Consider the following 25,041-nt stretch of genomic DNA (forward strand, 5'->3'; position numbering starts at 1 on the left):
GCGGCGGGTGGCGCTGACCCGCCTGTGGTTAACCGACGCGCCGCTGTGGATCCTCGATGAGCCGTTCACCGCGCTCGACGCCACGGCGATGGAAACCCTGACCCGCCGCCTGGAGCAGCACGCCCGGCAGGGGGGAAGCGCGATCCTCACGACTCATCAGCCGCTGCGGCCGCTGCGCTGTCCGTTGCGCACCCTGCGCCTCGGCGGCGACGCGGGAGGCGGGCAATGATGCGAGCGCTGTTGGCCCGGGAACTGCGCCTGGCGTGGCGCAGCGGGGCGGAGATCCTCAATCCGCTCTGGTTCTTTCTGATCGTCATCACCCTGTTTCCGTTCGGCGTCGGCGCCGCGCCACAGCTGCTGGCGCAGATTGCGCCGGGCGTGGTGTGGGTCGCCGCGCTGCTGGCGGCGCTGCTGGTGATGGATCGGTTGTTTCGCGACGACTGGCAGGACGGTTCCCTGGAGCAACTGATGCTCCTGCCGACGCCGCTGGTGGCGGTTGTGCTGGTGAAGGTGGTTGCCCACTGGATGATGAGCGGCCTGCCGCTGCTGATCGTCTCGCCGCTGGCGGCGCTGCTGCTGGGGATGAGTCTGCACGATGCCGGCGTGCTGGCGCTGACCTTGCTGCTCGGCACCCCGACGCTCAGTTTTCTCGGCGCGGTGGGGGTTGGCCTGACGGTCGGTCTGAAGCGCGGCGGCGTCCTGCTGAGCCTGCTGGTGCTGCCGCTGGTGGTGCCGCTGCTGATTTTCGCCACCGCGGCCTGCCAGGCGGCGGCCGCTGGGCTCCCGGTCAGCGGCTATCTGGCGATGCTGGCGGCGTTCTTAACCGCCAGCGCCACCCTGTGCCCGTTCGCCACCGCCGCCGCGCTGCGGCTGACCGTGCAATAATTCGCTGCGCCTGCGGGTGCGGCCATCATAACCGTGTGAGTAAGCGTCTATGTGGAAAGCGTTACATCAACTGGCGATCCCCGAGCGGCTGTACCGTCTGTGCGGATGCTGGATCCCCTGGCTGGCGGCGTTGAGCGCGCTGTTGCTGGTCATCGGCCTGGGGTGGGGCTTTGGCTTCGCCCCCGCGGACTATCAGCAGGGGGAAAGCTATCGGATCATGTACCTTCACGTCCCGGCGGCGATGTGGTCGATGGGGCTGTACCTGGCGATGGCCGTCGCGGCCTTCGTCGGGGTGGTCTGGCAGATCAAAATGGCCGACCTGGCGATCGCCGCCCTGGCGCCGGTGGGGGCGGTCTGCACCCTGGTGGCACTGGTCAGCGGCGCGGCATGGGGTAAGCCGATGTGGGGAACCTGGTGGATCTGGGACGCCCGCCTGACCTCAGAGCTGGTGCTGCTGTTTCTTTACGCCGGAGTCATCGCCCTGTGGCACGCCTTTGACGACCGGCGGCTGGCCGGGCGCGCGGCCGGGATCCTCGTCCTGGTCGGGGTGGTCAATCTGCCCATCATTCATTACTCAGTCTACTGGTGGAACACCCTGCACCAGGGCTCGACCAACCTGCAGCAAACCATCGACCCAAGCATGCGTCTGCCGCTGCGGATCTGCATCTTTGCCTTCCTCATGCTGTCGGTCACGCTGACCCTGATGCGCCTGCGTAACCTGATCCTGCAGCTGGAGCGCCGTCGACCGTGGGTGGTGGCGCTGGTGAATAAAGGAGCTGCCCGATGAGCCCCGCCTTTTCGTCTTTCGCCGCCTTCCTGAATATGGGCGGCTATGCCGTGTACGTCTGGCTGGCGGTGGCCGTGGCGGTCGCCGCCTTTGGCTTGCTGACAGTGCACACTCTGTGGGCGCGGCGGGCGCTGTTTCATGAGGTACGACGCCAGCAGGCGCGCGAGCGGCGGATCGCTGCCGCCCGCGAACACGACAAGGAGGCCGCGGATGCAAGCGCGTCGTAAAACCCGGCTGTATATCGTGCTGGCGGTGCTCGCCGGCCTCGGGCTGACCGTCAGCCTGACGCTGTACGCCCTGAGCAGCAATATCGATCTGTTCTACACCCCGGGGGAAATTATCTACGGCAAAACCGAAACCCGGGCACTGCCGCATACCGGGCAGCGCCTGCGGGTGGGGGGCTACGTTCAGCCGGGCTCTCTGCAGCGCGATCCGCAAACCCTCGACGTGCGCTTTAAGCTGTATGACGCCCGCGGGGTCGTGGACGTCAGCTATAAGGGCATTCTGCCGGACTTGTTTCGTGAAGGGCAGGGCGTGGTGGCCCAGGGCGTACTGGACGGCGAGCGGCATATTACCGCCCAGCAGGTGCTGGCCAAACATGATGAAAATTACACGCCGCCGGAGGTGAAAAACGCCATGACGCCGGAGAAAACGGGGGCGCAGCCATGATGCCGGAGCTGGGCAACTTTTTATTGTGTCTGGCGGCGGGGCTGGCGCTGCTCCTGAGCGTCTATCCCCTGTGGGGCGCGGCGCGGCAGGACCGGCGGCTGATGGCCCTGGCCCGGCCGCTGGCCTGTGGGCTGTTCGCCTGTATCGGCGGCGCCTTCCTGCTGCTGGTGCACGCCTTCGTGGTCAATGACTTTACCGTCCGCTACGTGGCGGAAAACTCTAACAGCGCGCTGCCGGTGTGGTATCGGGTGGCGGCGACCTGGGGGGCGCACGAGGGCTCGCTGCTGCTGTGGGTCCTGCTGCTCAGCGTCTGGACCTTCGCCGTCGCCCTCTTCAGCCGCCGGATGCCGCTCGACGCCGTCGCCCGGGTGCTGGCGGTGATGGGGATGATCGCCTTTGGGTTCCTGCTGTTTATCCTCTTTACCTCCAACCCGTTCAGCCGCGGCCTGCCGCAGTACCCCATTGATGGCCGCGACCTCAATCCCCTGTTGCAGGATATCGGCATGATTTTCCATCCGCCGATCCTCTATATGGGTTACGTCGGCTTCTCGGTGGCTTTCGCCTTTGCCATCGCCTCGCTGTTGGCGGGGCGGCTGGATACTGCCTGGGCGCGCTGGTCGCGTCCCTGGACCCAGGCGGCATGGATGTTCCTCACCCTCGGCATCGTGCTGGGCTCGGCGTGGGCCTATTACGAACTGGGCTGGGGCGGCTGGTGGTTCTGGGACCCGGTGGAAAACGCCTCGTTTATGCCGTGGCTGGTGGGGACCGCGCTGCTACACTCCCTGGCGGTGACCGAGAAGCGCGGCAGTTTCCGCGCCTGGACGGTGCTGCTGGCCATCGCCGCCTTCTCTCTGTGTCTGCTGGGCACCTTCCTGGTGCGCTCCGGGGTGCTGGTCTCAGTGCATGCCTTCGCCTCGGATCCGTCGCGCGGGCTGTTTATTCTGGTACTGCTGATTGTCGCCATCGGCGGATCGCTGCTGCTGTACGCCCTGAAGGGCGGCCGGGTGCGGGCGCGGGTGGAACATACGCTGTGGTCGCGCGAGTCGTTCCTGCTTGGCAACAATATCTTGCTGATGGCCGCGATGCTGGTGGTGCTCCTCGGAACGCTGCTGCCGCTGGTGCATAAAGAGCTGGGCCTCGGCAGCATCTCCATTGGCGAGCCGTTCTTCAATACCATGTTCACCGCCCTGATGGCGCCTTTTGCGCTGCTGCTGGGGCTGGGACCGCTCATCCGCTGGCGGCGCGATGACGTCGCCAGGCAGATTAAACGCCTGATTATTGCCCTGGTGGTGACGTTGTCACTTTCTTTGGCGCTGCCGTGGCTGCTGCAGGACCGTATCACCGCCATGGCGGTCATAGGCCTGATGATGGCCCTGTGGGTGCTGATCTTCGCCCTGATGGAGGTTCACGAACGGGCCACCCATCGCCACGGCTTCTGGCGCGGCCTGCGCACCCTGACCCGCAGCCAGTGGGGGATGGTGCTCGGTCACGTCGGCGTGGCGGTGACCGTTATCGGCATCACCTTCAGCCAGAACTACAGCGTGGAGCGCGATGTACGGATGCGCCCCGGCGACAGCATCGATATCCATCACTATCACTTTGTGTTTAACGGCGTGCGCAATATCGTCGGCCCCAACTGGACCGGCGGCGAAGGCATTATTGCCGTGACCCGCAACGGCCGCCCGGAAGCGACGCTGTATGCCGAGAAGCGCTTTTACACCGCCAGCCGGATGATGATGACCGAGGCGGCGATCAGCGGCGGGCTGACCCGCGATCTGTACGCCGCGCTGGGGGAAGAGCTGAGCGACGGCAGCTGGGCGGTGCGTCTGTACTATAAACCGTTCGTTCGCTGGATCTGGTACGGCGGGGTACTGATGGCCCTCGGCGGTCTGTGCTGCATGCTCGACCCGCGCTACCGGATGCGTAAGAAGCTGCAGGAGGCCTCATGAACCGGAAGCTACTGTTTATCCCGCTGGTGCTGTTTCTGGCGCTGGCCGCCGCGCTGTTCTGGCAACTGATGCGCAACGCCGATGGCGATGACCCGACGACCCTCGAGTCGGCGCTGATTGGCAAACCGCTGCCGGAATTTCGCCTTGAAGCGCTGAATACCCCCGGCCAGACGCTGGACCGGCGGACGCTGATTGACGGCAAGCCGCTGCTGCTTAACGTCTGGGCCACCTGGTGTCCAACCTGTCGCGCCGAGCATCAGTTTCTCAACGGCCTGGCGCAGCAGGGCGTGCGGGTGGTGGGGATGAACTACAAAGACGATCGGCAGAAGGCGATGAGCTGGCTGCAGCGCCTGGGGAACCCGTACATGCTGAGCCTGTACGATGGCAACGGCATGCTTGGCCTGGATCTCGGGGTCTATGGCGCGCCGGAGACGTTTCTCATCGACGGTCAGGGCATCATCCGCTGGCGGCACGCCGGCGACCTGAACGAACGGGTGTGGCGCGAGGAGCTCCAGCCGCTGTGGGATCAATACAACCGGAGGGCGGGCTGATGAGATGTGCAATGGTCATCCTGCTGGCGCTGATGCTGACCGGCCAGGCGTGGGCCGCCATCGACACCTGGCAGTTTAAGGATGAGGCCCAGGAGCAGGCCTTCCGCGAGATCACCTCCCAGCTGCGCTGCCCGAAATGCCAGAACAACAGCATCGCCGACTCAAACGCGATGATTGCCGCTGATATGCGGCAGAAGGTGTACGAGCTGATGCAGCAGGGGAAAACGAAAGGGCAGATCGTTGACTATATGGTGGCCCGCTACGGTCATTTTGTCAGCTACGAGCCGCCCCTGACCGCGGGCACGGTGCTGCTGTGGCTGGGGCCGGGGCTGTTCGTGCTGGCGGGCGCGGGGGTGATTATCGCCCGCGCGCGTCGTCGCGACATTCCTGACGCGGCGCTCAGCGCCGAAGAGCGCCAGCGGCTGGCGGCATTATTGAAAGAAGGAAAAGAACGATGAGCCTGTTGGTGGTTATCGTCGCGCTGCTGCTGGCTGGCGCGCTGGGGCTGCTGTACTTCCCGTGGCCGGGCAAAGGGGCGGTAGACCGCGATACCCTCAACCGCGCCCTGTACCAGTCGCGCCTGCAGGAGCTGGCGCAGGAGCGCGGCGAGGACAACCCGGCGCTGGTCGTCGAGCTGCAGCGCACGCTGCTGACGGATATTCCGCCCCAGGCACAGCCTGGCGAACGGCCGCTAAGCCGCTGGGCGCTGCTTCCGGGCGCGCTGCTGCTGGTGGTTCTGAGTCTGGGCCTGTATCTGAAAACCAGCGATATTGGCCAGGTGCTGCTCTGGCAGCAGGCTGAACGGCATTATCCTGCGCTGTTGCAGCAGGTTAAGGACCCGACGGCGGCGCCGCTGCGTATGGATGAGCTGGCGGAGCTGCGGCTCGGGCTGCGCAGCCATCTGCAGGATACCCCGAACGATCTCCCCGGATGGCAGCTGCTTGGGCGGCTGGGCCTGTTGTTGAACGATGGCGAGACGGCGATCGGCGCCTTTGGCCGGGCGCATTATCTGGCGGCGGATGACCCGGCGGCGGCTTTCGATTACGCCAGCGCGCTGGTGCGGGCGGGGGATAGCGGTCAGGTTCGGATGGGCGAGCTGCTGCTGCGTGACCTGCATCAGCGGCAGCCGACCAGCCTGCCGGTGCTGGAGATGCTGGCCCTGAGCGCGGTGCGTAATGAAGATTACCCCGAAGCCGTGGCAGCCCTGCAGGCGTTGCTGGCCCGGCTGCCGGAAGGGGATGCGCGGCGCGAGGCGATCGTCCGCCAGCTGGCGCAAGCGCAGCAGCAGGCGCAGTAACAGCCCGGCGGCGCTGCGCAGGCGCGGGCCTGGGGCATGCCACCAGAAGAGTACGGGCGGCCCTGTTTTTGTAGGCCGGGTCAGGCGCAGCCGCCACCCGGCAAAATAACGGCACAAGAGTGGCACAACCGCGTAGCCCGGATAAGGCGCCACGCGCCGCCATCCGGGATTTTCCGAGCCGGCGCTACGCTTAGCCGCTAGCGCGTGACATCTCCTGGTGTCGATCACGCCTGCTGTGTGCCAGAGCGGACGTCGTAATGTTTGTTCAGCTAACACCCGTTGAGCGTTTCATAATGATATCTCTCTGGGGATCTGTCCCAACCTGGAAGATATGTTCACCCACCTCGGTAAACCCAAGCTTACGGTAAAAAGAGATTGCCCTTGGGTTATGTTCCCAGACACCTAACCAGACAATATCCGATCCCTGTGCCGCAAATTCAGCAAAGCACTTGTGTATCAGCGCTTGTGCAAAACCTTTGCCATGATAAGGTTCATCGATATACAGACACAGGATTTCCCCGGCGTGAATGCTATTTACACAGGGAGGAAATGCTTCCCACCTCAGTTGGGCATACCCTATCAGTTTGCTTTCGTATTGCAGACTAATGTAATCCAGTCTTCTCTGAGGATTTCTTGCAACTGAATATCTGTTGAATAACTTGCCTGGCAGTGAAGCTCCATATCCTTCTGAGTATTACCCGCCTCAAACGTTTTTCTAAAGGTGCGTTCGGCTAAAATGGCAAGCTCTTCTGCATCAGAGGGACGGGCCCTACGGATTAACATTTATCATTACTCTCAAAAAATAGTCTTACTTTTGCCCGGGTTTACGATAAATATCGGGTCGATTGATTTGCCAGACAAAATCAGGTTGGTTCAATGGGTTATACCCCAGCTTCTGGTAGAGCCAGGGCGCGCTAGAGGTTACCAGCATTATCCGTCGCAGGCGTGACATCACGGGATGGGCGTGACAGCATTCAATCAGCCAACGACCAAGACCACTTTTCTGATACTCGTTCAGCACGTAGACGTCGCACAAATAACCAAAAGTGGCATAGTCGGTGACCAGACGGGCGAAGCCGATTTGTCTTGTTCCATCCAGAAGCGCAAAACAAAGGCTGTTCTGGATTGATATTCTGACCGTTTCAGCATCAATGCCAGGCGCCCAGGACGATTGCGAGAGGTAATCGTGAATGGCTTCCTGCTGAAAAAAGGCGGGATCGGTTGTGACAGTAAACTGGCCTTGGGTAAAACGCAGATGCTGATTATCCACTAAACGACTCCTTGCAAACTTGCTTTGATGAGACAAGCCCTACAGGCATACCGGGCAACCACTCAGGATGTTTTCTCATGTACTGTCATGATAAATACCAGCGGGCTCTCCCCCTGGTTTTCGTAGAAATGAGGAACGTCCGTTCTGGCCGTTGCCGAACAGCCGGTTTTTACCCGATACAAATGGTCCTTTACCCCCAATGTGAGCATGCCCGACTGAACATAAAACAGTTCAAGCGTTCCTTCCGTGTGGCCCGGTGAAGCAAACTTTTCCCCCGGCTGCATTTCCCACATCCAGAGCTCGGTCATATCAGGCCCACCCGACCCTGCGAGCAGTCTTGCTCTCCCGCCTTTTTCACCTTCCCACAATTCTGGGATCTCATCTTCAGCAATGAGATGCACAGTCGGTTTGGAACTGACATCCACAAAATCAGCCACCGAAACCCCCATCGCGGTAGCCAGGCGGCATAACAGGGCAATGCTGGGATTGGCCCGGCATCCCTCTATCTCAACCAGCGCTCCCTTGCTGACGCCGGCTCGACGGGAGAGTTCATCGAGGGAGATTTTCTTTTGCTTACGATACTGTTTAATTCGCTGAGATACGGCTTCATTCACCGTGTTGACGATAGCATTTGCATCGGTCATTAAATTGACTTTTTTGGTCATCGGTCATTATCATAGAATAAATTAGTCATTAAAGGATTATCACGTGTTAACCGTCTCTCCGTCAATTGCCCCTGAAATTTATCGTATTGCCCCAGGTTTTCGGGCACTCAGTATCTGCGTAAAAGCTGCGCCAGTGCTTCATCCCGACGCTGGAGAAATCGCGCTGCGGGAAGCCTGTGAAGCCGTTCTGGCCGGCGAACCGGAATGGGCGGGATCTCATCTGACAGCCTGGGCCGACGTTTTTCAAAAGTTTGGTGCTAAACCTAAACGCACCCCTTGCTCAGCTGATGCGTTACGTAAGCGCGTATTACGTGACGGAACGATGCCCGCGCTCGATCCCATCGTTGATCTTTATAACGCCGTGAGCCTCCGCTACGCCGTACCGGTTGGTGGGGAGAATATCTCTGCCTATCAGGGTTCACCACGTCTGGCTGTGGCAAACGGAACAGAGCCTTTTGATACCGTCAAAGAGGGTGAAACGGCCGTTGATTATCCTTCACAAGGAGAAGTTATCTGGTGTGATGATACCGGCGCGACCTGCCGCCGCTGGAACTGGCGACAGGGGATCAGAACCCGTCTGGGCGTGGACGCTCAGCAAATGTGGTTCATTCTGGAAAGCCTGCCGCAGATGCCGCTGGAGAAACTGCACGAAGCCGGGAAGATGCTGACCGACGGTCTGGAAAAAATGATGCCCGGCCTGTGGTTTGACGTTGCTCTCATCGAAGAACAACAGCAGTAATATCCTTCAGGAGAAACAGGTATGTTTAGCGGTTATCGGCGTTTCCATTAACCCCAATAGCCGCCAGCGGCGTGGATGAAAAGGGGTTCAGCCATATGCTTTCCCGCCGTACAGATGCTCGGGTTGATTCTATGGGCATCCTGGGGTCAACCGCACGCTACGCCTATCTGACCCGGGAGCAGCGCAAGCGCGTAGCCACTCTGGCAAAACAGCATGCCGGGGACATCCCGGTTATGGTCTGTGTGGGAGCGGTCCGTATCGACGCCATTCTGCATCTGGCTGATGATGCCCAGGCAGCTGGCGCGAATGTCCTGTTACTCCCGGCGGTCAGCTACCAGTCACTCCGTGACGACGAAGTCTTCTCACGCTTCGAGACCGTTACCCGGCACCTGTCTGTACCAGTGTGTATCTCTGATAATCCGGGCACGACGCATTTTACCTTTACGGACGAACTCCATGGTCGTCTCTCATCACTTAAGGGTGTTAGCTCGGTCATGTTCCCTGACGAGCCGGACAGCGTAGCTGACAGCTGGCAAAGGAATCGTTGATATACTCGCTCAGCTCCCACTAGTCCTGATAGCGAAACGACCCCGGGAATGGATGTGGTACGAAGCGCCTGGTAAGGAGGTCAAAGGGATTGCCGCTGAAGACGCGGTATTCACTGATCATTTCATCTGGTAGCCTGTCACTCGCGCCGTTGGTAACGTGAAGATTCATGGTTAATTTTGGAATTCGGACGATTTATGCAAGCTATCAGACTATTCACCCTGATTCTGCCATTGTTCCTGGCACTCTGCGCCGGTATACCGGCCAGCGCCAGCACAGCTTCAGGCAGCATTTCCTCTGCAAACACAGCAATTACCACTCATGATAAGAACGGAAACCTCCTGCCGAATGCTCTGCGGATTCAGTATGATGTTGATTCAGATGGCAGAGTTCAGAATGTTAAGATACTGGAATCGACAACGACTCCGGAGTTTGAACATAAAATCATCGAGAAAATGATGAGTAAATGGCGCTTTGAAAAGGGGAAACCGGGAATAGCTAAAAGAGTAGTCGTCAAGATCCAACCCAAATCAGCCGGCGGTCCCGCGAATAAGCAGTAAGCACTTTTGAGGATTAGTCGCCTTACGCATCATCTACGCCGGTAAAGTTCCTTGGGTGCCATGAGCAGACCTTTTTTAGGTTCACAGAAAAAACAAGCGGAGTGTTTGCCTGTTGATTTTACATCCTGGCTTTATTTATGGATTATGGAATTATATGTTCTGAAAAGGATCTATCCATGAGTATCCTCTTTCCACCCAGGCTGGCTCCAGGAGATGTTATTGGTGTAACCGCTCCCTCTTCTGGCGTACCTGAACATCTGCATCCCAGACTGGAACTCGCCATAAAAAACCTAAAGAAAAGAGGTTACCAGGTCCGCGAAGGACGCTGCTTACGCTCGCAGCACAAAAATAAAAGCGCCACTAAATTTTCTCGCGTTGAAGAATTAATGTCTTATCTTACTGACCCAGATATAAAAGCTGTTATGCCACCTTGGGGCGGTGATTTGGCGATGGAATTACTTGATTTGATTGATTTTGATCTGTTGTCCCGGTCTAAACCAAAATGGTTTGTGGGCTTTTCAGATCTTAGTACACTTCATTTCCCACTGACGACGATATCGGGCTGGGCTACTTTGCATGGGCCGAACCTCATGGATCTTGGCGCTCAAAAGTTAGATGCCACCACTCAGGCCGTATGGGAAATTCTGGAATCGAATCGGGGAACTGTAATCAAACAGTACTCTTCAACAGCATTTCAAGCGGATGAAAATCAATGGGGAACAGCGTCAGACGGAGGTTTCAATCTGACCCAAAAAACACAGTGGAAACGCCTTGATGGTGTTACATCTTCTCTGACATTCAGCGGGAAACTGATCGGCGGCTGCCTCGAAATAATATCCAGGTTAGCAGGTACACCATTCGGGAATGTGCCCTTGTTCAAGGCGAGCAATAGCCCTCAAGGAATAATCCTCTATTTTGAAAATGTGGAAATGGCTCCCTGTGAATTTACACGCGCATTATTTAGCTTACGATTACAGGGTTGGTTTGATAACTTAAATGGTGTTCTTATCGGCAGAAGTGCTGCACCCGACGTAAGCGACCCGACTAAACATAATTATCAGGATGCCCTTAAGGCCGCTTTTGAGAATATTGCCGTGCCCGTACTCTATGATGTTGATATTGGTCACATGCCTCCTCAAATATCCCTGGTAAATGGAGCCGATGCGACGGTATTTTTCGCTGAAAATGGTAGCTGGGTAACTCAGCAGTTGTAGATAAGGCAGTATTAATCACAAAGGCGGGCCTTGCTGTTCTTTTGCACTGAAGATCCGCTCTTCGTTCAGAGCGGATCTTCAGTGCAGTTAACTTTTCCGATTCGTGCAAGGCGCGGACAATGGTCCGGATTAATTTCTGTTAATAAAGAAGCAAGTCGGTCCATATACTCTCCATAATTTGCAAAAAATAAATCAACAAACCTCTGTCAGAATTTCCTTTCTGAACCGGAGGCGTTATGAACAAAATAAACTATCAAATCAAATACATTGAATATTTGTTGAGAAAATGCAGAGCAATTTTGACTAATGACATTTCATTTCATGCAGACAGGTTAAGAGAAATATCTGGCACATATCCGGATTTACTCAACCCTGTAACGCTTAATGAGAAAATTTGCCATCGCATTTTATTTATCCACAACCCATTTTATACATTGCTTGCTGATAAACTTCTGGTCAGGCAGTATGTTGAGAAACGGACTAATTTAATTAAGCTTATTCCTTTAGTAGGTGTTTATAACAGAGTTGATGATATTGATTTCGACAAACTTCCCTCAAAATTTGTTTTGAAATGCAATCATGATAGTGGTAGCGCGGTCATATGCACGGATAAAACGAATATTGATCCCGCTAAGGTTAAAAGCAAATTAAAACTATCTCTTAAAAAGAATATGTATTATACGACCCGAGAATGGCAGTATAAAAACATACCACCCGTGATCCTATGCGAAATGTATCTGGATCTATTTTCCAGTAAACACCGGAATATAACTCCGGAAATGATAAGAATACATTGCTTTCACGGTGTGGCATGTTTTATCGAGGCCGACTTTACTGACAGCGATGGAAACGAATTCATTAACGTTTATGACAAAGCGTGGAATTTACAACCCTTTCAGATGGAATACCCAAACACGCCATTGCCGGTTGATGAACCAGAATCATTTCATAAATCCGTTATTGCCGCCCAGGACTTAGCAAAAGAAATAGACTACTGCCGCGTCGATCTTATGCTAAAAGGAGATGATATCTATTTCAGCGAAATAACATTAAGTCCCAAAAGAGGCAAACTTAAAATCACCCCATCAATTTGGGACGCAAAACTCGGCAGTATGTGGGATCTGTCTGTTGCTAAAACAGGTTCGATCGAGCCTGTGTATTCATGCCCTTAAACAGGCCATGAGAGTTTGAAAAGTGAGCCATTTTCTGGTGTTAAACTATAGCTAACGTCTCCGCCGTGGGCGCACATAATGGCTTTAACTACCGACAACCCTAAACCACAGCCCTCTGGATTAATATTTTTGGCGTATTCTCCTCGTTGAAAAGGCTGGAATAAGGACTTCTGGAGTTCTTCAGGAATTCCAGGTCCTTTGTCCTGAACGATAATAAAATTATCGTTTCCTGTAATACCATTTTTTATTAAAAGCGTTTGTGATGTGGAATATTTCAAGGCATTATCAAAAAGAACGGTGAGGCACTGAATAATGCGTAAGGGATCGCAAACGCAATACTGATGGTTAATCTCAGTGACAATTTTGAAATGCTTTTTATCAAAGTCCGGCCAAAAGGTATCAAGCGCATTTGAAATCGTGGCCTTGAGATCGACTTCACTCAGCATCAAGGAGTATCCTGCTCCTCCTGACGAACTCACGACGCGGAGATCCTCAATTAAGTTGGTCAGACCTTCAGTTTGTTTAAGAAGGTTTCTGAATAACGACGGTTCTGGTTCGAAAACGCCGTCAACCAGTCCCTGAAGCCTCCCACGTAAGATAGTCACCGGCGTCCGGAGTTCATGAGCAATTGCAGCATTCCATAAATTTCGCTGCGCATCCAGCGTCTGTAACTTTTCAGCCATCTCATTAAAGTCATTGACGAGCCTATTCATCTCTCCCAACTTAGAACTGCTGTTAAATGCTCTGGCACTAAGGTTCCCCCGAGAGATTTGTTTCAGGCTGTATGCAACGTCATTCAGTGGGTTGAATATTCTTGCAGACAGCTTTACGGTAAAGAAAAGTGCAACGACCAGACTGGTAATGGACGCCATCAGAATCCACATCCAGTCAAGGAATGTCATAGCATCTTCACTACCTTCGTTCATTCCACCCGGCAGGTAATAAATCAGGAAACTATAAAATAAGTAGGAACCGAGTATTGCAATGGCAATAATAACAAACGTTAACAACAACATATATGTCAAAATCTGACGGCTCAGAATTGTTTCTTTGTTCATTTTTTGTCACCCAACCGGTAGCCTAATCCTCGGATGCTTTCCGGAATGCCCCTCAATCCGGCATGTTCAAGCTTTTTCCGAAGTTTACTCATATGACTGTCTACAGTACGATCCAGCGAGTCTCCCTCAGGTAAACACGCATCGAGTAACTCTTCACGTGAACAGACTTTTCTCGGGTTTCTCGCCAGATAGGTTAAAAGTTTAAACTCAGTGGTGGTTAATACTGGCGTGGAAACCTCACCTTGTGCAGTGATTTCAACGTAAAACTCATCAGGATAAATCGTTAAAAAAGGCGTTCTTAAAGGCCGTGAATGTGTAGACTCTGCAACCGGTCTGGTTCTGCGAAGCACTGCTTCAACCCTGGCAATAACCTCAGATGGATTGAAGGGTTTTATCACATAGTCGTCAGCCCCGAGCCGTAGCCCCATCAGTTTATCAACGTCTTGATCCAGTGCTGTCACCATGATGACCGGTACATTCGTTTCCTTTCTTAACGTGGTGAGAACATTCCAGCCATCGTACACGGGCAGGTGGATGTCCAATAGCAGGAGATCAGGCTTGTTCAGACGGGTAAGATTGATTGCCTGCTCACCGTCTTCGGCTCTTAAGGTTTTCATACCTGCCTTACGTAAATAGCCTGTCAGTATGGCAGCGATGTCATCATCGTCTTCTGCGACGATAATCAGATTGTTGTTGTTCATATTTTCTTCCACAGTGCTGATGACAACATGCATTTTACCCTGAAAGCACTTTTATCGTCATGCTTAAAGTTCTTTAACTCAATTACAAACATTAATTTTCAATTTAATGTCTTTTGACAGGTTTTTTTTGGAAAAGTTCATCGGGAAATTATCCTTAAATTTTACCAGCCATGCTCTCCATATTCACTACACATTTTATAAATAATTAATCAACATCGCTAAGTGATAATCTACAACCAGGTTAAGTGTTTCATGCAATATGTACTTTGTCTTAGGAGTTTTATGGTGTTGACTAAATGTTTTTTCCGGCGCGAGAATTTGATGGCCTCACTTTTATTTTGCATCGTTTCATATGGGTTGTTATCTACCTGGCTTTACCTTGTGCATTCAATTAATGAAAAAGTAGAATCCACATTACCCTCATCATTACTGATTCGTGTTTTGATAATCATTACAGCATTATCATTTATTATTCAGAAAAAACCTGGAGTTTTTAAAAATTTCATCGTAATAACATTCGGTCTGATTTTACTGTTTATACACACCATCATTGTATTGCATCTGCTTTTGAATACTTTTCCAGATATCTATGATTTTGTTTTTTATTATGAATTTTTTTTAATGGTTTTCTTTTGCGGACTACCTTTATGTTTATGTATAAGAATGGTTTGATATTATGCAATGTCAACATGATACATAACCTCAGGAGTGAGTACACATATCCTCCATAAAACATCCATTCACGATTGACATCATCACGTTACACTTAGCACATGGATTTATGACTGCTCTTTTCTGCTGTCTCGTTTCACTTAGCTGACATAATAAACCAACTGCAGAACCCTTTACACACAGATGTTTAATATAATTTATCATGATTTATAAAGGCAACGACAAACCTATGGCCCCCGGGGTTGCTATCTCACTTAAGAGACTTGCCTGGCGGCACAGAAAGAAATTGTGTATTACTTTCATGCTGGTTATTGCTGAAAACGTTGCATTCCTGCTCTACCCCGTTCTGGCAGGCATGGCGATAAATGCCATCCTGGGCGGACAGACGTCACATGCGGCCCTTTATGGCCTGATGGTTCTGTTCATGTGGTGCATGGGAGCCGCCAGACGTAGTGTCGATACGCGAACGTTTGCACGTATCTACGCAAGTCTTGCTGTGACTGTAGTATTATCCCAGCGAAAATATTCACTTAATCACTCGACTATTGCTGCGAGAGTCACTCTATCACGTGAATTTGTAGATTTCTTCGAGTTGCACCTGCCCGTATTGATCACCTCGATCATTTCCCTTTTCGGCGCAGCAATTATGCTGTTATGGATTGAATTCTGGACAGGTATAGCCTGTTTGATCATCGTGGCAATACTGATGTGTTTTGTCTCAAGCTATGCCAGCAAAAATGAGACATTCTACAGACGGCTGAATAATCGCCTTGAGAAAGAGGTCGATTATGTTAATAAGGCGTCTTTTGGTGCTCTTAAGCGACATTATGACACACTTGCCCGTCTGCGCGTGGTGTTATCCGACAGAGAGGCATGGGGATATTTATCAATAGGCCTTCTGGTTTCTGCTCTCTTTTCCATGACCATTATCAGGATGAGCATGGAATCCGGAATTAATGCCGGACATATTTATTCCGTCATGACCTATATGTGGATGTTTGCAACAAGCCTGGATGACGCACCACAACTTCTTGAGAAATTTTCCCAGCTCAGGGATATCGGTAAACGGGTTTCGACTGACGGTGAGACCTCTTTATCAGGAAAACCATGCTGAACTTTTACCCTTTGTATGTTGACTGGAAGTACACCTGATGCCGCACTTTTTCATTGAGCGCCCCATCTTCGCATGGGTTATTGCCCTGTTTATTGTTCTGACGGGACTGTTGTCCATACCTCGTTTACCGGTTGCGCAATACCCTGAAGTTGCGCCACCCGGTATTATCATTTCAGTGAGTTACCCTGGAGCCAGCCCGGAAGTGATGAACACATCCGTCGTGTCTCTGATCGAGCGTGAAATTGCGAGTGTTGACAATTTACTCTATTTTGAATCTTCCAGTGACACGACAGGGATGGCGTCAATTACGGTAACTTTCAAACCCGGCACCGACATCAAACTCGCCCAGATGGATCTGCAAAACCAAATTAAAATTGTAGAATCCCGCCTGCCGCAGTCGGTAAGACAGAATGGAATAAATGTTGAGGCAGCTAATTCCGGTTTTTTAATGATGGTGGGGTTAAAATCGCCAAGCGGAGCCTATCAGGAAGCTGACTTAAGCGATTATTTTGCAAGGAATGTTACTGATGAACTCCGTCGCGTACCTGGTGTAGGTAAAGTCCAGCTTTTTGGCGGAGAAAAGGCACTCCGCATATGGCTGGACCCGATGAAATTACACAGCTATGGGCTCTCTGTTACGGATGTATTAAGCGCCATCAGTCAACAAAACGTGATTGTTTCACCGGGCAGAACAGGAGATGAACCCGCGACGAGCAGTCAAGAGGTGACCTATCCAATAACGGTAAAAGGGCAGCTCTCTTCGGTTGAAGAATTTCGCAATATCACGATTAAATCACAGGTCTCAGCCGCCCGGGTGACACTGGCAGATGTTGCCCGCGTGGAATCCGGGTTGCAAAGTTACGCATTTGGCATCCGTGAAAATGGCGTGCCTGCAACGGCAGCCGCCATTCAGTTGTCTCCTGGTGCAAATGCGATTAGTACTGCGTCGGGTATCCGCGCGCGGTTAGCAGAACTGTCCGGTGTGCTTCCCGAGGGAATGACATTCACCGTGCCTTTCGATACGGCTCCATTTGTAAAGCTATCGATATTGAAGGTAGTTGAGACATTTGTTGAAGCCATGGTTCTGGTCTTTTTCGTGATGCTGCTTTTCCTTCACAAGATACGCTGTACGCTTATTCCTGCGATTGTGGCACCCGTGGCGCTGCTCGGCACATTTACCGTAATGCTATTAAGCGGTTATTCCATCAATATTTTAACCATGTTTGGAATGATACTGGCCATCGGGATTATTGTTGACGATGCTATTGTTGTGGTGGAGAACGTCGAACGACTGATGGAAGACAAAAAAATGTCTCCACAGGATGCAACGCGAGAAGCGATGCGTGAAATTACGCCGGCAATCATTGGTATTACGCTGGTGCTCACTGCGGTGTTTATACCAATGGCCTTTGCCAGCGGTTCTGTGGGTATTATTTATCGACAGTTCAGCATTTCGATGGCGATATCCATTTTACTGTCGGCATTCCTGGCGCTGACGTTAACGCCTGCGCTTTGTGCAACCCTGCTCAAACCACATGGTATTCATCAGGGTAAAAGCAGCGTATTTTCAGCGTGGTTTAACGCTCACTTTCATCGCCTGACTTCGTTTTACGCCACTGGTCTGGGATTTGTACTGAAGCGTACTGGCCGTATGATGATGATCTACGCTGCATTATGTTTGGCATTGTTTGCCGGGCTGTCCACCTTACCATCATCATTTATACCCGATGAAGATCAGGGTTATTTTATGTCCTCAATCCAGCTTCCTTCTGATGCCACGATGCAGCGGACGCTTAAGGTCGTCGATACATTTGAAGAGGAGATCGCCCATCGGCAGGCGGTAGAAAGTAACATTATGATTCTGGGATTTGGTTTTTCAGGGTCAGGCCAAAATTCGGCCATGGCATTCACCACCCTCAAGGACTGGAAACAACGCAAAGGAACCACGGCACAGGAAGAAGCTGACCATATTCAGTCCCAAATGGCAAACGTGCCGGACGCCGTAACAATGAGTCTGCTGCCTCCGGCTATTTCTGATATGGGAACCTCATCCGGGTTCACTTATTATTTACAGGACAGAGGGGGGAAAGGCTATCAGGCACTCAAAAAGGCGGCCGATGAGCTTATTGTACAGGCAAATCATAATCCTCACCTTACCGATGTCTATATTGATGGACTTGGTGAGGGAACAAGCCTTTCCCTGCATGTCGACAGGGAAAAAGCGGAAGCCATGGGGGTTTCGTTTGATGAAATAAATCAAACCATCTCGGTTGCAGCAGGTTCCAATTATGTTAATGACTATACCAATAATGGTCGAGTTCAGCAGGTTATCGTCCAGGCGGATGCGCCATACCGGATGCAGCCTGAACAACTTTTGGCTTTGTCTGTCAAAAACCGTCTGGGGCAGATGCTTCCATTATCCACTTTTGTGACGCTTTCGTGGAATGTAGCACCGCAGCAACTGATACGCTATCAGGGATATCCTGCCATACGCATAACCGGGAGTTCCGCACAGGGAAAATCGTCAGGTACCGCAATGGCGGCAATGGACAATCTGGCTAAGCACTTACCACCGGGGTTCGCCGGTGAGTGGGCGGGAAGTTCGTTACAGGAAAAAGAGTCTGCATCACAGCTTCCGGGTCTTATTGTGCTCTCGGTACTGGTGGTATTCATGGTGCTGGCTGCTCTTTACGAAAGCTGGTCCATTCCCTTCGCGGTCATGCTCGTTGTTCCTCTGGGGCTGCTCGGCGCTGTGCTGGCCGTATCCGTTACAAATATGACGAATGACGTCTTTTTCAAAGTGGGTCTGATAACCCTGATTGGACTTTCCGCCAAGAATGCGATTCTGATTATCGAGTTCGCGAGACAATTGATGAAAGAAGGAAAGAGCCTTATTGACGCGACATTGACGGCTGCAAAGCTACGCTTACGGCCAATTCTGATGACTTCTCTGGCTTTCACATTAGGTGTTGTTCCGCTGATGCTTGCCAGTGGAGCCAGCGCCAGCACGCAGCACGCGATTGGTACCGGTGTATTCGGCGGGATGATTAGCGGAACGCTACTGGCCATTTTATTTGTTCCGGTATTTTTCGTGACGATCACACGATTTACAGGCATGCGAAAATACAGACTGGGGAATAGCCGAAACGGCTAATCTCTGCCCTGTGTTCCGGCCAGTTTAAAGCAGACTTCTTGCTGAACTGGCTGGCATTACATTATCAAGGACATTATGACCATCATTACCACTCAAAGATTAATCATTCGCCATTTTAAGGAAGAGGATGCGGCAGCTCTTTTCGATTACCTCTCTTCACCACGTACTCCTTGCTTTAAGGATGAAAAGTTACATTCACTCGCTGAGGCAGAGGTCGACGTGGCTAAACGAGCCTCTGACCCAACACAGTTTGCCGTTTGTCTAAATGAAACCGATACGTTAATCGGACATCTTTTTGCGGACAATAGCAACGAGCCAGACAGCAATACCTGGTCAGTAGGCTGGCATTTTAATCAACGTTACGAACATCAGGGATATGCAAGCGAGTCAGTTACTGCACTGTTTGATTATTTATTTAAAGTAAAAGGCGCCAGACGTTTGTATGCCTGGGTGGAAGATTATAATTACTCCTCTCAAAAACTATGCGAACGACTACTTATGCGACGTGAAGGATGTTTTAAAGAATTTGTCTCCTTTGAAAACGAGGAGGGTAAAGAAAGGTATGACGACACATACATCTATGCGTTACTGCATAAAGAATGGACGAAGTAGAGGACGAAGAAAAATGTCCGCTCCTCGCTCATGGCGGACCTTTGGCTCAGTTAACAGTTCGCGCCGTGCCAGAAGCGGATCTCGCTTACTGCCAGGTATCAGTATTTACGGGAAGCAGATCAGCCAGGCTAGGGATATCTATTATTGAGTATTGAACTGAAATCGTATGTCTTGGATTTAAAATCGTTTGCGGGTGGGATATAGGCATTGAGCTTTTTACTGATGCTTGATACTCTCAGAGCACAAGCAGCGACCCAACACCATACTATAAAAGCCACAATAACGACGTATAGAGATTTCAAAATCTCTATACCATCACTCTGTGAAGAACCTCTGTATATCTCAGCACCGATATATAATAGCAACGATATTAACACAAAAGGTATTATCCACTTATGGAATTTATGAGGGTATATATTCCCGTTAGTAATTGTGTACATGCCCTGATAACGCAAGACTGCCTTCAAGGACGGAATTAATGACTGTGCATAATCGGAGCTCAAGCATATGATTTTATAAGATAAATGCCAATCTCTATGCAGTCCGAACGACTGTAGGCGGAACTGCTGTTCCGCCTTTGCTAACGGATCGGAGATGGGTACAGAAGAGGTTCTAAGCCATTCGACTGCTTTTATCTGCTCGGAGGGTGAGCGTGAAAAAAAGTCTCTGCGATGAAACTGAATATACTTTTTTGTAATCGCTCCAATGATAGTAAGAATGACTGCGGAAACCACTTGGTTACTAAATAGGTCCTTTATTACCGATATCATAGCTTTTCTCCTGCTTATCTAATTTCTAAAAGAGATAATATTTTATTTTTTAAAAGCTAAAAAATTTGGTTCCTCAATTTTATAGCAACTACAGTTCCTTTCAAAAGATCTCAGTCTAAAGAATACTACTTTCTCCGGCAGCAACTCCATTACCTGTGGTTTAACACGTAGCATAAAGTCATCAATGGAGCTATCCCGTTCCCGAACTTCCGCTCCTCGCTCAAATCAGACCTTCATCCCAGTCAGATTGCCCACGTCGTGCCAGAAGCGCAAGTAGGAACGCCAGAAGCCCTCAAGTATTGATGCTTCGTTTCCCCGGGATGCTTACACTTACACTCAAACCAAAAAAAAGCCCCTGCGCGAAAGCAGGGGCAAGCCATGTCAGAGCTTATTTTTTATTAGTTAAATACCATCCCGCCGTCGATCAGCAATGACTGACCGGTCATATAATCAGAATCCGGGCTGGCAAGATAGGAGACGCAGGCGGCGACATCTTCCGGTTCGGACAGACGACCGAGAGTGATGCGTTTGGCGAACTCGGCGGTACCGTAGCCCAGCGGTTTACCGGCGGCTTCGGACACCTGGCGGTCAATTTCGGCCCACATTGGCGTTTTGACAATCCCCGGGCAGTAGCCGTTGACCGTGATGCCCAGCGGCGCGAGGTCGCGAGCGGCGGTCTGGGTTAAGCCGCGAACCGCGAATTTACTGGAGCTATACACCGCCAGTTCCGGGTTGCCGACGTGGCCGGCCTGGGAACAGGCGTTGATGATTTTCCCGCCGTGCCCCTCTTTCTTAAAGGCCTCGACCGCCGCCTGAATACCCCAGATCACCCCTTTGACGTTGATGTTGTAGACTTTGTCGACAATCTCCGGGGTAATGGACTCGATCGGCGTAGACGGTGCCACACCGGCGTTATTGACGATGACGTCGAAGCCGCCCAGCGTTTTGCGTGCCTGTTCAACGGCGGCAAATACCTGATCGCGGTCGGAGACATCCACTTTCACCGCCACGGCGTGTCCGCCGGCCTGGTTGATTTCGGAGGCGACCGCTTTGGCGGTGGCGTCGTTATAATCGGCAATGGCCACGGCAAATCCATCCTTCACCAGACGAAGGGCGATAGCTTTACCAATCCCCTGGCCGGCGCCGGTAACAAGTGCGACTTTTTTCATTTTCCTTTCCTTATTGTGATGACTTACAGAATCTGACTCAGATGCAGCTGGCCCATCAGCAGCGGGTTATCGCGATAATCCACCGGGATGGCCACCACCGCCGGGCCGTCGACGTCCATCGCGGCGCGCAGGGTCGGCTCCAGCGCCTCGGCGCTTTCCACGGCAAACCCTTTGGCGCCGAAGGACTCGGCATAGGCTTTAAAATCCATCGGCCCGAACTCGACGCCGGACAGGCGCTGGTATTTTTTCTCTTCCTGGATGGCCACCATGTTGTAGCCGTTATCGACCCAGATCAGGTGCAGCACGTTGGCTTTCAGGCGGACGGCGGTCTCCAGCTCCATGCTCGACTGCAGGAAGCCGCCGTCGCCGGAGACGGAGACCACTTTGCGCTCAGGATTGACCAGCCAGGCGCCGATGGCCCAGGGCAGGGCGACGCCCATGGTCTGCTGGCCGTTGGAGATCATCACCTGACGGGCGCGGAAGCTGTACAGGTAGCGGGCGATCCAGATATGGAAGCTGCCCATGTCCACGGTCAGCGTGACGTCGCTGTTGACGATATCCTGCATGGCGCGAACGATGCGCAGCGGATGCAGGGCAAACTGATTCAGCTGCGCGCCGCGGCGGTCCAGCAGCTCGCGCTGGTGCTGGCGGTCGCGGAGGATCTCCGCCGCCTGCGGGGAGAGCACCAGCCGGTGATCGATATTTTGCGCCAGCTTGTTGAGGGTGCCGGCGATATCGCCCACCAGCTCGACATCCGGGGTGTAGTTGCGCTCTTCATAAGCGGGCAGCACGTCGATATGCACCAGCGTCGCGTTGCCGCTGTTCCACATCGCCGGTTCATATTCCACCGGGCTGTAGCCGATGCAGATCACCAGGTCGGCGAGCTGCAGCAGACGGTCCCCGGCCTGGTTGTTAAACAGCCCGACCCGACCGGCGAAGCGAGAGAAGTTATCCTGATTCACCGCCCCGGCGGCCTGATAGGTGCTGGTGACCGGAATATGGCTGGCCTCCAGCAAACGGCGCAGCGCCGCGCTGTTTTCCGGCTGGCTGGCCATCAGGCCGAGCAGGAAGATCGGGTTCTTCGCCTGAGCGATAAGCTTCGCCACCTGGTCGATGGCGTCATCCGGCGCGGCGCCCATCTGCGGAGCCCGGCTGGCCGGCAGTACTTTACCGCTGACCGGGCCATCGACCACATCCTGCGGCAGGCTGACGAACGCGCTGCCCGGGCGGCCCTGCTCGGCGGCACGGAAGGCGTTGGAGACCACTTCCGCCAGCGCATCCGGCGCCGTCACCTCGACGGCGTATTTGGTGACCGGGCTGAACATCGCCACCGTATCCATACTCTGATGGACCTGCTTCGCCTTATCGGCGCGTTTCACCGCGCCGCCCAGGGCCACCACCGGGTCGCCTTCGCTGTTCGCGGTGGCCATGCCGGTGATCAGGTTGGAACAACCCGGACCGGAGGTGACCAGCGCCACGCCCGCTTTGCCGGTAATGCGTCCGACCGCGGCGGCCATAAACGCGGCGTTGGCTTCGTGGCGTACCGGAATAATGCGAATCGAGGAATCCAGCAGTGAGTCGAACACCTTGTCGATTTTGGCGCCGGGGATACCGAAGATCTGACGTACGCCTTGCGCTTCCAGCTGGCTGACGACGAGATCGGCGCCGTGCGCCCACTGGCGTACCGGATACTGTTTGTCCATGTGAACCCCTTAACTTTCTACGGAACGGATGGCGGCATCGAGATTATCGGGATGCAGATTGGCCTGCAGGAACGCGCTGTCGGCGGGCAGGTCGATCATCAGCTTGTGAATTTCGCCGAAGGTCAGCACCCCGTGATCGAGCTGGTAATCCAGCAGGTGACCGCCGCCTTTGCGGTCATCGGTAATAAAGTGCTCGTGATACCCGGCGACATTGATCCCCTGCATATGCTGCGGGGTACGGAAGCCGACCAGCACCCCTTCGCGCTGGTTAAAGCGGAACACCGGCTGATCGTCGAGGACGTCGGTCATCGCCCGGTACGGCGGCGTCTGGCGCGGCACGGTGCGGGTATGGGCATGGCGGAAATGGCCGTCGATGCGCAGGGCGCAGAACAGGTTGTCAGAGGGAATTTGCTGGTCAATAACGTCGTGCAGTTGCTGGCGGCTCACCGGATGGTCAAAGGTTTTCCGGTACTGCGGCTGGAACCAGGTCATCACCGCGAACGGCGTTTTCTGCTCCGGCTGGGCTTTGCGCGCGCTGCCGTCGGCGCGCAGCTGATAGACCTGACTGCTGAAGGCGATCAGCTCCCCGTCCAGCTCATTAAAGGTGCCGAGGCCGAAATCGCCGTGTTTCAGCAGGTCCGCGATGGTGGTGCTGCCTTCGTAAACCCCGCTCAGCAGGGCGCTCATTAGCGATGTCTGATAGAGCACGCTCTCGGGATGCTGCGCGGAAAACGCCCGTAGGGTTTCGCACAGACTCTCTTCGCAGGTGCATTCAGCAGAGTGATTCATATACCACTTCCTCGTTCAACAAATATAAGAAAGGTTAAATAAATGTTGACCCGATTCAGCTCACAGTTCCAATATAGAAACCATGCTGGTTTGAGACGTTTTCGATATGGAACTTCGTTATCTTCGTTATTTTGTCGCCGTCGCCAGGACGCGGCACTTCACCCAGGCCGCCAAGGAACTGGGTATTTCACAACCTCCTTTAAGTCAGCAAATTCAGCGACTTGAGCGCGAGGTGGGGACCCCGCTGTTTCGGCGTTTAACCCGCGGGGTGGAGCTGACGGAAGCGGGAGAGTCGTTCTATGAGGATGCCCGCCAGATCCTCGCCATGAGCGATGCGGCGCTGGAGAAGGCCAAGGGCATTGCGCGCGGGATGAACGGCAGCCTGTCGCTAGGCATTACCAGTTCTGATGCTTTCCATCCGCAAATCTTCACGTTGCTGCACCGCTTTCAGCTCGACCACCCCGGGGTGACCCTGCACCAGATGGAAGACAATATGGCCAATCTGATGACCGCCCTGAGCGAGGCCGAGCTGGATATCGCCTTCGTCCGTCTGCCGTGCGAGAGCAGTAAAGCCTTTAATCTGCGGATTATTGATGAGGAGCCGATGGTCATCGCGCTGCCGCGCGATAACCCGCTGGCGACGCAGCCGACCCTGGCCCTGGAGCAGCTGTGCGACGTGGCGCCGATCCTCTTCCCGCGGGAGGTGGCCCCCGGGCTGTATGAGCTGGTGTACAACAGCTGCCTGCGCGCCGGGATCGACATGGAGCGTGCCTGGCAGTCGTCGCAGATTTCGTCGTCGCTGAGCATGGTCAATGCCGGGTTCGGCTTCGCGCTGGTCCCGCAGTCGATGACCTGCATTCAACAGCCGAACGTCAGCTATCACCCGCTCAGTGGGGCGCCGCTGAAGACCGATATCGCCATCGCCTGGCGGCGCTTCGAGCGCTCACGCACAGTGAAACGCTTTCTGGCGATGTTCTGATCTTCGCGGCGCCAGC

The 25,041-nt window shown here is 53.5% G+C and carries 27 protein-coding genes and 1 pseudogene; 19 read left to right on the plus strand and 9 right to left on the minus strand.

The annotated features are described in order from the left end of the window. The 9 genes from HMPREF3142_RS29870 to ccmI all read left to right on the plus strand — a co-directional run. A partial coding sequence (locus HMPREF3142_RS29870) for an AAA family ATPase (protein WP_416376789.1) occupies positions 1-229 on the plus strand: 229 nt, incomplete at its 5' end. Beyond that, on the plus strand, positions 226-885 hold the full coding sequence (gene ccmB / locus HMPREF3142_RS13140; RefSeq protein ID WP_064171610.1) for a heme exporter protein CcmB: 660 nt from the start codon (positions 226-228) through the stop codon (positions 883-885). The genes HMPREF3142_RS29870 and ccmB, both read left to right, overlap by 4 nt. 49 nt (positions 886-934) lie before the next feature. Continuing rightward, entirely contained in the window at positions 935-1,672 is a 738-nt protein-coding gene (locus HMPREF3142_RS13145) for a heme ABC transporter permease (RefSeq protein WP_008804529.1), read from the plus strand. Then, positions 1,669-1,899, plus strand: a complete 231-nt coding sequence (ccmD, locus tag HMPREF3142_RS13150; RefSeq protein WP_002908220.1) for a heme exporter protein CcmD — start codon at positions 1,669-1,671, stop codon at positions 1,897-1,899. The genes HMPREF3142_RS13145 and ccmD overlap by 4 nt, the downstream gene beginning before the upstream one ends. After that, positions 1,883-2,341, plus strand: coding sequence for a cytochrome c maturation protein CcmE (gene ccmE, locus HMPREF3142_RS13155; protein ID WP_004143391.1), 459 nt, complete (start codon positions 1,883-1,885; stop codon positions 2,339-2,341). Before ccmD ends, ccmE begins: the two co-directional genes overlap by 17 nt. After that, entirely contained in the window at positions 2,338-4,290 is a 1,953-nt protein-coding gene (locus HMPREF3142_RS13160; RefSeq protein ID WP_023297787.1) for a heme lyase CcmF/NrfE family subunit, read from the plus strand. Before ccmE ends, HMPREF3142_RS13160 begins: the two co-directional genes overlap by 4 nt. Further along, complete coding sequence (locus tag HMPREF3142_RS13165) at positions 4,287-4,841, plus strand: DsbE family thiol:disulfide interchange protein (protein ID WP_008804532.1); 555 nt, start codon at positions 4,287-4,289, stop codon at positions 4,839-4,841. Before HMPREF3142_RS13160 ends, HMPREF3142_RS13165 begins: the two co-directional genes overlap by 4 nt. Positions 4,842-4,852: 11 nt before the next feature. After that, positions 4,853-5,299 carry a cytochrome c-type biogenesis protein gene (locus HMPREF3142_RS13170; RefSeq protein WP_014599186.1) on the plus strand — a complete coding sequence of 149 codons (447 nt, stop codon included), beginning with the start codon at positions 4,853-4,855 and terminating at the stop codon, positions 5,297-5,299. Beyond that, on the plus strand, positions 5,296-6,138 hold the full coding sequence (gene ccmI, locus HMPREF3142_RS13175) for a c-type cytochrome biogenesis protein CcmI (protein WP_048268516.1): 843 nt from the start codon (positions 5,296-5,298) through the stop codon (positions 6,136-6,138). Before HMPREF3142_RS13170 ends, ccmI begins: the two co-directional genes overlap by 4 nt. 265 nt (positions 6,139-6,403) lie before the next feature. Here ccmI and HMPREF3142_RS27890 read toward each other — a convergent pair whose 3' ends face one another. The 3 genes from HMPREF3142_RS27890 to HMPREF3142_RS13185 form a co-directional block, all read right to left on the minus strand. Further along, complete coding sequence (locus HMPREF3142_RS27890; protein WP_306426481.1) at positions 6,404-6,808, minus strand: GNAT family N-acetyltransferase; 405 nt, start codon at positions 6,806-6,808, stop codon at positions 6,404-6,406. 138 nt (positions 6,809-6,946) lie between these two features. Continuing rightward, entirely contained in the window at positions 6,947-7,408 is a 462-nt protein-coding gene (locus tag HMPREF3142_RS13180; protein ID WP_023322784.1) for a GNAT family N-acetyltransferase, read from the minus strand. 62 nt (positions 7,409-7,470) lie between these two features. Further along, complete coding sequence (locus HMPREF3142_RS13185) at positions 7,471-8,073, minus strand: helix-turn-helix domain-containing protein (protein WP_022066437.1); 603 nt, start codon at positions 8,071-8,073, stop codon at positions 7,471-7,473. A 43-nt stretch (positions 8,074-8,116) separates the two neighbouring features. Here HMPREF3142_RS13185 and HMPREF3142_RS13190 point away from each other — a divergent pair, with 43 nt between their 5' ends. The 5 genes and pseudogenes from HMPREF3142_RS13190 to HMPREF3142_RS13210 all read left to right on the plus strand — a co-directional run bounded on the left by HMPREF3142_RS13190 (position 8,117) and on the right by HMPREF3142_RS13210 (position 12,304). Continuing rightward, complete coding sequence (locus HMPREF3142_RS13190; protein ID WP_070612127.1) at positions 8,117-8,812, plus strand: B3/B4 domain-containing protein; 696 nt, start codon at positions 8,117-8,119, stop codon at positions 8,810-8,812. 32 nt (positions 8,813-8,844) lie between these two features. Then, positions 8,845-9,351: pseudogene (locus HMPREF3142_RS13195) on the plus strand (dihydrodipicolinate synthase family protein); the annotation flags it as partial. Between the two features lie 204 nt (positions 9,352-9,555). Further along, on the plus strand, positions 9,556-9,918 hold the full coding sequence (locus HMPREF3142_RS13200) for a TonB family protein (protein WP_070612129.1): 363 nt from the start codon (positions 9,556-9,558) through the stop codon (positions 9,916-9,918). 176 nt (positions 9,919-10,094) lie between these two features. After that, positions 10,095-11,132, plus strand: coding sequence for a S66 family peptidase (locus HMPREF3142_RS13205; RefSeq protein ID WP_070612130.1), 1,038 nt, complete (start codon positions 10,095-10,097; stop codon positions 11,130-11,132). A gap of 236 nt (positions 11,133-11,368) precedes the next feature. Further along, positions 11,369-12,304 carry an ATP-grasp fold amidoligase family protein gene (locus tag HMPREF3142_RS13210; protein ID WP_070612131.1) on the plus strand — a complete coding sequence of 312 codons (936 nt, stop codon included), beginning with the start codon at positions 11,369-11,371 and terminating at the stop codon, positions 12,302-12,304. Here HMPREF3142_RS13210 and ccrB read toward each other — a convergent pair. Together ccrB and HMPREF3142_RS13220 are read right to left on the minus strand one after the other, a co-directional pair. After that, positions 12,301-13,362, minus strand: coding sequence for a HAMP domain-containing histidine kinase CrrB (ccrB, locus tag HMPREF3142_RS13215; RefSeq protein WP_023318488.1), 1,062 nt, complete (start codon positions 13,360-13,362; stop codon positions 12,301-12,303). The genes HMPREF3142_RS13210 and ccrB overlap by 4 nt on opposite strands. Further along, positions 13,359-14,063, minus strand: a complete 705-nt coding sequence (locus tag HMPREF3142_RS13220; protein WP_032431070.1) for a response regulator — start codon at positions 14,061-14,063, stop codon at positions 13,359-13,361. Before HMPREF3142_RS13220 ends, ccrB begins: the two co-directional genes overlap by 4 nt. A gap of 282 nt (positions 14,064-14,345) precedes the next feature. On the opposite strand from HMPREF3142_RS13220, the gene HMPREF3142_RS27895 reads away from it, so the two are divergent. From HMPREF3142_RS27895 to HMPREF3142_RS13235, 4 genes are all read left to right on the plus strand, one after another. Then, a complete protein-coding gene (locus HMPREF3142_RS27895; protein WP_046620353.1) occupies positions 14,346-14,735 on the plus strand; it encodes a colistin resistant protein CrrC in 390 nt (129 codons plus the stop codon). Positions 14,736-14,964: 229 nt separating this feature from the next. After that, positions 14,965-15,849 (plus strand): ABC transporter six-transmembrane domain-containing protein, encoded by an 885-nt coding sequence (locus tag HMPREF3142_RS13225; RefSeq protein WP_070612132.1) that lies wholly within the window; start codon positions 14,965-14,967, stop codon positions 15,847-15,849. Between the two features lie 37 nt (positions 15,850-15,886). Then, positions 15,887-19,003: a multidrug efflux RND transporter permease subunit KexD gene (gene kexD / locus HMPREF3142_RS13230; protein WP_023322778.1), complete on the plus strand. Its 3,117-nt coding sequence runs from the start codon at positions 15,887-15,889 to the stop codon at positions 19,001-19,003. Between the two features lie 75 nt (positions 19,004-19,078). Then, positions 19,079-19,615: a GNAT family N-acetyltransferase gene (locus HMPREF3142_RS13235; protein ID WP_049163134.1), complete on the plus strand. Its 537-nt coding sequence runs from the start codon at positions 19,079-19,081 to the stop codon at positions 19,613-19,615. Between the two features lie 128 nt (positions 19,616-19,743). Here the strand turns inward: HMPREF3142_RS13235 and HMPREF3142_RS29875 are convergent, their stop codons facing one another. The 4 genes from HMPREF3142_RS29875 to budA all read right to left on the minus strand — a co-directional run bounded on the left by HMPREF3142_RS29875 (position 19,744) and on the right by budA (position 24,046). Next, a complete protein-coding gene (locus HMPREF3142_RS29875) occupies positions 19,744-20,385 on the minus strand; it encodes a hypothetical protein (RefSeq protein ID WP_023322776.1) in 642 nt (213 codons plus the stop codon). A 398-nt stretch (positions 20,386-20,783) separates the two neighbouring features. After that, positions 20,784-21,554, minus strand: a complete 771-nt coding sequence (locus HMPREF3142_RS13245) for a (S)-acetoin forming diacetyl reductase (protein WP_008804546.1) — start codon at positions 21,552-21,554, stop codon at positions 20,784-20,786. Between the two features lie 23 nt (positions 21,555-21,577). After that, positions 21,578-23,257: an acetolactate synthase AlsS gene (gene alsS, locus HMPREF3142_RS13250; RefSeq protein WP_023297780.1), complete on the minus strand. Its 1,680-nt coding sequence runs from the start codon at positions 23,255-23,257 to the stop codon at positions 21,578-21,580. A 9-nt stretch (positions 23,258-23,266) separates the two neighbouring features. After that, positions 23,267-24,046 (minus strand): acetolactate decarboxylase, encoded by a 780-nt coding sequence (gene budA / locus HMPREF3142_RS13255; protein WP_008804548.1) that lies wholly within the window; start codon positions 24,044-24,046, stop codon positions 23,267-23,269. Positions 24,047-24,152: 106 nt separating this feature from the next. Between budA and HMPREF3142_RS13260 the strand changes: the two genes are divergently transcribed. Continuing rightward, positions 24,153-25,025 (plus strand): LysR family transcriptional regulator, encoded by an 873-nt coding sequence (locus tag HMPREF3142_RS13260; protein WP_008804549.1) that lies wholly within the window; start codon positions 24,153-24,155, stop codon positions 25,023-25,025. Positions 25,026-25,041: the final 16 nt, after the last annotated feature.

The organism is Klebsiella sp. HMSC16C06, assembly GCF_001808325.1.
Lineage (GTDB): Bacteria > Pseudomonadota > Gammaproteobacteria > Enterobacterales > Enterobacteriaceae > Klebsiella > Klebsiella variicola.

What these genes read in the sequence shown, in the direction of transcription:
- budA (WP_008804548.1), bottom strand. Translation starts at nt 24,046, where the DNA reads ATGAATCACTCTGCTGAATGCACCTGCGAAGAGAGTCTGTGCGAAACC.
- HMPREF3142_RS13205 (WP_070612130.1), top strand. Translation starts at nt 10,095, where the DNA reads ATGAGTATCCTCTTTCCACCCAGGCTGGCTCCAGGAGATGTTATTGGT.
- HMPREF3142_RS27895 (WP_046620353.1), top strand. Translation starts at nt 14,346, where the DNA reads ATGGTGTTGACTAAATGTTTTTTCCGGCGCGAGAATTTGATGGCCTCA.
- alsS (WP_023297780.1), bottom strand. Translation starts at nt 23,257, where the DNA reads ATGGACAAACAGTATCCGGTACGCCAGTGGGCGCACGGCGCCGATCTC.
- HMPREF3142_RS13245 (WP_008804546.1), bottom strand. Translation starts at nt 21,554, where the DNA reads ATGAAAAAAGTCGCACTTGTTACCGGCGCCGGCCAGGGGATTGGTAAA.
- ccmI (WP_048268516.1), top strand. Translation starts at nt 5,296, where the DNA reads ATGAGCCTGTTGGTGGTTATCGTCGCGCTGCTGCTGGCTGGCGCGCTG.
- HMPREF3142_RS13165 (WP_008804532.1), top strand. Translation starts at nt 4,287, where the DNA reads ATGAACCGGAAGCTACTGTTTATCCCGCTGGTGCTGTTTCTGGCGCTG.
- HMPREF3142_RS13145 (WP_008804529.1), top strand. Translation starts at nt 935, where the DNA reads ATGTGGAAAGCGTTACATCAACTGGCGATCCCCGAGCGGCTGTACCGT.
- HMPREF3142_RS29875 (WP_023322776.1), bottom strand. Translation starts at nt 20,385, where the DNA reads ATGATATCGGTAATAAAGGACCTATTTAGTAACCAAGTGGTTTCCGCA.
- ccmE (WP_004143391.1), top strand. Translation starts at nt 1,883, where the DNA reads ATGCAAGCGCGTCGTAAAACCCGGCTGTATATCGTGCTGGCGGTGCTC.
- HMPREF3142_RS13185 (WP_022066437.1), bottom strand. Translation starts at nt 8,073, where the DNA reads ATGACCAAAAAAGTCAATTTAATGACCGATGCAAATGCTATCGTCAAC.
- HMPREF3142_RS13220 (WP_032431070.1), bottom strand. Translation starts at nt 14,063, where the DNA reads ATGAACAACAACAATCTGATTATCGTCGCAGAAGACGATGATGACATC.
- HMPREF3142_RS13160 (WP_023297787.1), top strand. Translation starts at nt 2,338, where the DNA reads ATGATGCCGGAGCTGGGCAACTTTTTATTGTGTCTGGCGGCGGGGCTG.
- HMPREF3142_RS13225 (WP_070612132.1), top strand. Translation starts at nt 14,965, where the DNA reads ATGGCCCCCGGGGTTGCTATCTCACTTAAGAGACTTGCCTGGCGGCAC.
- kexD (WP_023322778.1), top strand. Translation starts at nt 15,887, where the DNA reads ATGCCGCACTTTTTCATTGAGCGCCCCATCTTCGCATGGGTTATTGCC.
- HMPREF3142_RS13200 (WP_070612129.1), top strand. Translation starts at nt 9,556, where the DNA reads ATGCAAGCTATCAGACTATTCACCCTGATTCTGCCATTGTTCCTGGCA.
- ccrB (WP_023318488.1), bottom strand. Translation starts at nt 13,362, where the DNA reads ATGAACAAAGAAACAATTCTGAGCCGTCAGATTTTGACATATATGTTG.
- HMPREF3142_RS13235 (WP_049163134.1), top strand. Translation starts at nt 19,079, where the DNA reads ATGACCATCATTACCACTCAAAGATTAATCATTCGCCATTTTAAGGAA.
- ccmD (WP_002908220.1), top strand. Translation starts at nt 1,669, where the DNA reads ATGAGCCCCGCCTTTTCGTCTTTCGCCGCCTTCCTGAATATGGGCGGC.
- HMPREF3142_RS13210 (WP_070612131.1), top strand. Translation starts at nt 11,369, where the DNA reads ATGAACAAAATAAACTATCAAATCAAATACATTGAATATTTGTTGAGA.
- HMPREF3142_RS13260 (WP_008804549.1), top strand. Translation starts at nt 24,153, where the DNA reads ATGGAACTTCGTTATCTTCGTTATTTTGTCGCCGTCGCCAGGACGCGG.
- ccmB (WP_064171610.1), top strand. Translation starts at nt 226, where the DNA reads ATGATGCGAGCGCTGTTGGCCCGGGAACTGCGCCTGGCGTGGCGCAGC.
- HMPREF3142_RS13170 (WP_014599186.1), top strand. Translation starts at nt 4,853, where the DNA reads ATGGTCATCCTGCTGGCGCTGATGCTGACCGGCCAGGCGTGGGCCGCC.